Below are 611 nucleotides of genomic sequence, written 5' to 3'. Positions count from 1 at the left end.
ATGCCCATGCGCTTCATCAGCGTGCGCACGTGCCGGCGGCCGACCGGGATGCTCTCCCGTCGCAACAGGCGGGCCAGCATGCGTGCGCCCGCGAAGGGATGCTCCAGATGCAGTTCGTCGATCCGGCGCATCAGCCTCAGATCCGCGTCGCTGATTGGACGCGGCTGGTAGTAGACGCTCGATCGGGAAATGTCGACCAGCTTGACCTGGCGGCTCACCGGCAGCGGGTGATCGCGGTCAATCATCGCTTTCCGCTCAGCAATCCCGCCTTGCCGAGCGCGTGCTCTAAAAAATCGTTCTCCAGTGTCAATTGGCCTATCTTTGCATGCAGCGCCTTCACGTCCACCGGCGGCTCGGCCGCAGTCTTGGTTTTGCCGCCGCCGAACACGTCCGCGGCGTGCTCCGCCAACTGTTGCTTCCACTCCGTGATCTGGCTCGGGTGCACGTCATACTGCTGGGCCAATTCCGCCAGCGTCTTGTCGCCCTTGAGCGCGGCCATGGCCACCTTGGCCTTGAAGGTTGCCGAGTGGGTCCGTCTGCTTCGTTTCGTCATCTTCTGGATCCTTTATGCCCGCCATTATGGCCGGCTCAGGCCCCAGCTCTTCCACTTA

1 pseudogene is annotated in these 611 nt (G+C 62.8%); it reads right to left on the bottom strand.

From position 1 onward, the window contains the following. A pseudogene (locus MKD50_RS30575) lies at positions 1 to 553 on the bottom strand (IS3 family transposase); the annotation flags it as partial. Positions 554 to 611: the final 58 nt, after the last annotated feature.

It is taken from the genome of Cupriavidus mimosae, assembly GCF_023952485.1.
GTDB lineage: Bacteria > Pseudomonadota > Gammaproteobacteria > Burkholderiales > Burkholderiaceae > Cupriavidus > Cupriavidus taiwanensis_C.
Note: the sequence above shows the minus strand (reverse complement) of the source record. Positions and strands in the feature narration are given on the sequence as shown.